The sequence below is a fragment of the Pseudomonas sp. FIP_A4 genome, assembly GCF_036701605.1.
Taxonomy (GTDB): Bacteria; Pseudomonadota; Gammaproteobacteria; order Pseudomonadales; family Pseudomonadaceae; genus Stutzerimonas; species Stutzerimonas phenolilytica.
In genome coordinates this window covers 1-5,000 of sequence record NZ_JAYDXP010000114.1, presented here as the reverse complement: position 1 = coordinate 5,000, position 5,000 = coordinate 1, and the positions used below count along the sequence as shown (strand labels likewise).

The following is a 5,000-nucleotide window of genomic DNA, read 5'->3' as shown; positions in this document are numbered from 1 at the left end:
AAGGCGAGGCTGAAGAGCGTAGTCGATGGGAAACGGGTTAATATTCCCGTACTTCTAGTTACTGCGATGGGGGGACGGAGAAGGCTAGGCCAGCAAGGCGTTGGTTGTCCTTGTTTAAGGTGGTAGGCAGAGATCTTAGGTAAATCCGGGGTCTTAATGCCGAGAGCTGATGACGAGCTTTCTTTTAGAAAGCGAAGTGGTTGATGCCATGCTTCCAGGAAAAGCCTCTAAGCTTCAGGTAACTAGGAACCGTACCCCAAACCGACACAGGTGGTTGGGTAGAGAATACCAAGGCGCTTGAGAGAACTCGGGTGAAGGAACTAGGCAAAATGGCACCGTAACTTCGGGAGAAGGTGCGCCGGTGAGGGTGAATGATTTACTCAGTAAGCCCATGCCGGTCGAAGATACCAGGCCGCTGCGACTGTTTATTAAAAACACAGCACTCTGCAAACACGAAAGTGGACGTATAGGGTGTGACGCCTGCCCGGTGCCGGAAGGTTAATTGATGGGGTTAGCGCAAGCGAAGCTCTTGATCGAAGCCCCGGTAAACGGCGGCCGTAACTATAACGGTCCTAAGGTAGCGAAATTCCTTGTCGGGTAAGTTCCGACCTGCACGAATGGCGTAACGATGGCGGCGCTGTCTCCACCCGAGACTCAGTGAAATTGAAATCGCTGTGAAGATGCAGTGTATCCGCGGCTAGACGGAAAGACCCCGTGAACCTTTACTATAGCTTTGCACTGGACTTTGAATTTGCTTGTGTAGGATAGGTGGGAGGCTTTGAAGCGTGGACGCCAGTTCGCGTGGAGCCATCCTTGAAATACCACCCTGGCAACTTTGAGGTTCTAACTCTGGTCCGTTATCCGGATCGAGGACAGTGTATGGTGGGTAGTTTGACTGGGGCGGTCTCCTCCTAAAGAGTAACGGAGGAGTACGAAGGTGCGCTCAGACCGGTCGGAAATCGGTCGCAGAGTATAAAGGCAAAAGCGCGCTTGACTGCGAGACAGACACGTCGAGCAGGTACGAAAGTAGGTCTTAGTGATCCGGTGGTTCTGTATGGAAGGGCCATCGCTCAACGGATAAAAGGTACTCCGGGGATAACAGGCTGATACCGCCCAAGAGTTCATATCGACGGCGGTGTTTGGCACCTCGATGTCGGCTCATCACATCCTGGGGCTGAAGCCGGTCCCAAGGGTATGGCTGTTCGCCATTTAAAGTGGTACGCGAGCTGGGTTTAGAACGTCGTGAGACAGTTCGGTCCCTATCTGCCGTGGACGTTTGAGATTTGAGAGGGGCTGCTCCTAGTACGAGAGGACCGGAGTGGACGAACCTCTGGTGTTCCGGTTGTCACGCCAGTGGCACTGCCGGGTAGCTATGTTCGGAAGAGATAACCGCTGAAAGCATCTAAGCGGGAAACTCGCCTCAAGATGAGATCTCACTGGAGCCTTGAGCTCCCTGAAGGGCCGTCGAAGACTACGACGTTGATAGGCTGGGTGTGTAAGCGTTGTGAGGCGTTGAGCTAACCAGTACTAATTGCCCGTGAGGCTTGACCATATAACACCCAAACAATTTGGCTGTTAGACGGTAAGTCGACAAACAAACCGAAAATTTGCAAGAATTCGCGTTACCAGCATCACATACCCAATTCGCTGCAGCGGCTAAACCGAGGCAGCAACCGAATTGCTTGACGACCATAGAGCGTTGGAACCACCTGATCCCATCCCGAACTCAGTAGTGAAACGACGCATCGCCGATGGTAGTGTGGGGTCTCCCCATGTGAGAGTAGGTCATCGTCAAGCTTCTATCCCAAACCCCCGATCCGCTTGCGCGGTTCGGGGGTTTGTCTTTGCAGCTCGAAAAGCACGTTAGGCGATTGAGTGTTCTCTGGATATGATGCCGCTCTGTTGTGAGGGCTGGAAATGAATAAACTGCTGCAGTTGCTGGGGGACGGTCGTTTCCATTCGGGGCAAGAGCTAGGAGATGTATTGGGCGTCAGTCGAGGCTCTGTTTGGAAAAATATAGGGCGGATCGAGGAGGAATACGGTATCGATCTGTACCGCGTGCGGGGGCGCGGCTATCGTTTGGCTGAACCGCTGTCGTTGTTGGATGGCTCTGCGTTGCAGGGGCATTTGCTGTCACCGAAGTGGCCGCTATTTCTATACCCCAGTGTGGATTCAACAAACGCTGAAGCCTTGCGTTTGTTATCTGCCGGCGCGCAGCCGCCATTTGTCGTTCTGGCGGAAACTCAGAGGGCCGGGCGCGGGCGGCGTGGCCGAAAGTGGATTAGTCCAGTCGCCCAGAATCTTTATTACAGCTTGGCCTACAGAATTACGGGTGGCTTTCAGCAGCTCTCAGGGTTGAGTCTGGTTGCGGGATTGGCAGTTATGGTTTCGTTGCGCAATCTCGGGGTGCGGCAAGCTGGACTCAAATGGCCGAATGATGTTTATGCCGGGGGGAAGAAGCTGGCAGGCGTTTTGCTCGAATTGTCTGGAGATCCGGCAGATGTGTGCCACGTGGTTGTCGGCATTGGCATCAATGTGAATATGGTTTCTACCAAAGAGCAGATCGATCAGCCATGGACCTCGATTCGCGCGGAGCTTGGCCATTTGATTGATCGGAATTTGGTTGTGACCTGCCTGAGCGACATCTTACATAGGTATTTGCAGCGCCATACTGATTACGGCTTTGCTTCTATTCGGGAGGAATGGGAGCGCGAGCATATCTGGCAGGGGCGCGACTGTGTGTTAAGTACAGCCTCCCAGCAGGTGTATGGTCGGGTTGTTGGGATAGATGACATGGGGGGCTTGCGGTTGGAAGTGGAGGGGGTTGAAAAAAGCTTCAACAGCGGTGAGCTGAGCTTGAGGCTCGTCCCATGATTCTCGAGCTCGATTGTGGTAACAGTTTTATTAAGTGGCGCGTCCTAGACGCTGAAACTAACGAGTCTCTGTCGGGGGGCGTCGCTGTTTCAGTTTCTGAATTGCTGCAGAGCGTTTCTGCATGTTCAAAACCGCTCGCCAGAGGACGCATGGTGAGTGTGCGAAGTGATGCGGAAACCAAACGGCTGTGCAGCAGTCTCGAGGGAGCATTGGGGGTACGGATCTCCTGTGCGCGGTCATCCAGAGAGCTAGGTGGCGTGGTTAATGGATATGACGATTATGCGCGCCTTGGATTGGATCGCTGGCTAGCAATTGTGGCGGCTTACAATATGGACGCTCGCGCCGCTCTAGTACTTGATCTAGGAACAGCAGTGACGGCGGACCTTATAAGCGGTAGTGGCATCCATCTTGGTGGGTACATTGCTCCAGGTATGCCGCTGTTACGTCATCAGCTACAGACGCATACTCAGCGCGTTCGGTACGATCGCATAGAGGCGGTAAGCGCCGCGCAAGAGCTTGTCCCCGGACGCTCAACTGCTGAGGCGGTCGAGAGGGGGTGTCTATTGATGCTTCGGTCTTTTGTGAAGACTCAAATCGAGTGTGCCAGATCGACTTTTAGGGATGATGTCACTGTATTTGCGACTGGCGGGGACGCGGCCCTTATCATAGATATTCCAGCCGTGCGGCATATTCCAGATTTGGTGTTTCGTGGCTTAGCTATTGCTTGTCCCTAATCGCGAGGTACGGATGCGCTGGTTGTTTTTGTTGCTGTTCACTTTGAATATTCTCTACTACGCATTTCAGCTTCAGCAGTCGCCGCTGCAGGCCAAGCAGGTTGCTCCCTCGTTGTCGTATGGTAGTGAGGTCGGCTCCAAAATAGCGTTGTTGAGCGAGTCGGCTCGGCTTCCCAACAAGCAGCCACAAGTACTTCCAGAAAAAGATGTTACCTGCCTTTTTTTAGGGGGCTTTGATGATGAGGACACCGTTCGGGCGCTCGAGCAGCGCTTGCTGAGCCTAGATGTCCGGTCGAGCCTCCAGGTGATGGAGACAACCGTTGGCGTCGATTATTGGGTTTATTTGCCGCCGCTGGCTTCTCGCCAGGCATCGCTAAGGCAGTTGCGAGAATTGCAGTCGCGCAATATTGATGCCTATATCATTAGCGTCGGCGACCTCAGCAATGGCATATCGCTAGGTATTTTTTCTCGCCAGGATTCGGCGGAGGGGGTGGTGAGTCGCCTGGGGGCTGCTGGCTATGCGGCGCTTGTGCGCGAATTGCCTAGAGCGCACCGAACCCAATGGCTTCGTGTGGAGCCCGAGAGTCGTGAACTGTTGAGTGAGGCCTTGCTCGGGAGTCTGGTAGAGCAGATGCCTGCGATGAAGCATCAGCAGAAGTCCTGTGCAGGCGTTGCAAGCTCCGCGCTGTTTGAATAGAATGGCGCGCGCTTCGGGGGTGCTGAGTCGCAGCACTTTTGCAAGCGGACTGTCAGAAAGCTAACCTCAAGATTTATATGAGAAATCGCTTGACAGTAGGGTGGCAAGAAATGAAAATGCCGCCTCACTTTGGAGGGGTTCCCGAGCGGCCAAAGGGATCAGACTGTAAATCTGACGTCATAGACTTCGAAGGTTCGAATCCTTCCCCCTCCACCAGATTCAAGCGTAAGCCTCGGCTTAAGCGGGTATAGTTTAGTGGTAGAACCTCAGCCTTCCAAGCTGATGATGCGGGTTCGATTCCCGCTACCCGCTCCAGGTTTGAAGTTTGCGCAGTGCTTTGCTCATGTAGCTCAGCTGGTAGAGCACACCCTTGGTAAGGGTGAGGTCAGCGGTTCAAATCCGCTCATGAGCTCCAAATCGACAAAGGCAGATATGAAAATATCTGCCTTTGTTTTAATGGTGGCGTGACTAGCTCAATTCAACGATGGGAGACGGTCTCGATGGCTAAAGAGAAGTTCGAACGTAATAAACCGCACGTCAACGTCGGCACCATTGGTCACGTTGACCATGGCAAGACCACTCTGACTGCTGCGCTGACCCGTGTGTGCTCCGAAGTGTTCGGTTCCGCTCGTGTCGACTTCGACAAGATCGACAGCGCGCCGGAAGAGAAGGCTCGTGGTATCACCATCAACACC

At 53.6% G+C, this 5,000-nt stretch carries 4 protein-coding genes, 3 tRNA genes and 2 rRNA genes (1 of these 9 running past the window's edge); all 9 read left to right on the top strand.

The window, feature by feature from the left end:
• Positions 1–1,552, top strand: a 23S ribosomal RNA gene (locus tag U8L64_RS03705); it begins 1,339 nt to the left of the window's first position.
• A gap of 129 nt (positions 1,553–1,681) precedes the next feature.
• Positions 1,682–1,797, top strand: a 5S ribosomal RNA gene (gene rrf, locus U8L64_RS03700).
• Positions 1,798–1,917: 120 nt separating this feature from the next.
• Entirely contained in the window at positions 1,918–2,874 is a 957-nt protein-coding gene (gene birA / locus U8L64_RS03695) for a bifunctional biotin--[acetyl-CoA-carboxylase] ligase/biotin operon repressor BirA (protein WP_333394114.1), read from the top strand.
• Positions 2,871–3,608 carry a type III pantothenate kinase gene (locus tag U8L64_RS03690; protein ID WP_333394111.1) on the top strand — a complete coding sequence of 246 codons (738 nt, stop codon included), beginning with the start codon at positions 2,871–2,873 and terminating at the stop codon, positions 3,606–3,608. Before birA ends, U8L64_RS03690 begins: the two co-directional genes overlap by 4 nt.
• Before the next feature lie 13 nt (positions 3,609–3,621).
• Complete coding sequence (locus U8L64_RS03685) at positions 3,622–4,305, top strand: SPOR domain-containing protein (RefSeq protein WP_333394108.1); 684 nt, start codon at positions 3,622–3,624, stop codon at positions 4,303–4,305.
• Positions 4,306–4,436: 131 nt separating this feature from the next.
• Positions 4,437–4,521 (top strand) — tRNA-Tyr (locus U8L64_RS03680).
• Between the two features lie 25 nt (positions 4,522–4,546).
• Positions 4,547–4,620, top strand: a tRNA-Gly gene (locus U8L64_RS03675).
• A 24-nt stretch (positions 4,621–4,644) separates the two neighbouring features.
• Positions 4,645–4,720, top strand: a tRNA-Thr gene (locus U8L64_RS03670).
• A gap of 85 nt (positions 4,721–4,805) precedes the next feature.
• The coding region (locus tag U8L64_RS03665) for a GTP-binding protein (RefSeq protein WP_333394106.1) at positions 4,806–5,000 on the top strand (195 nt) is incomplete at its 3' end.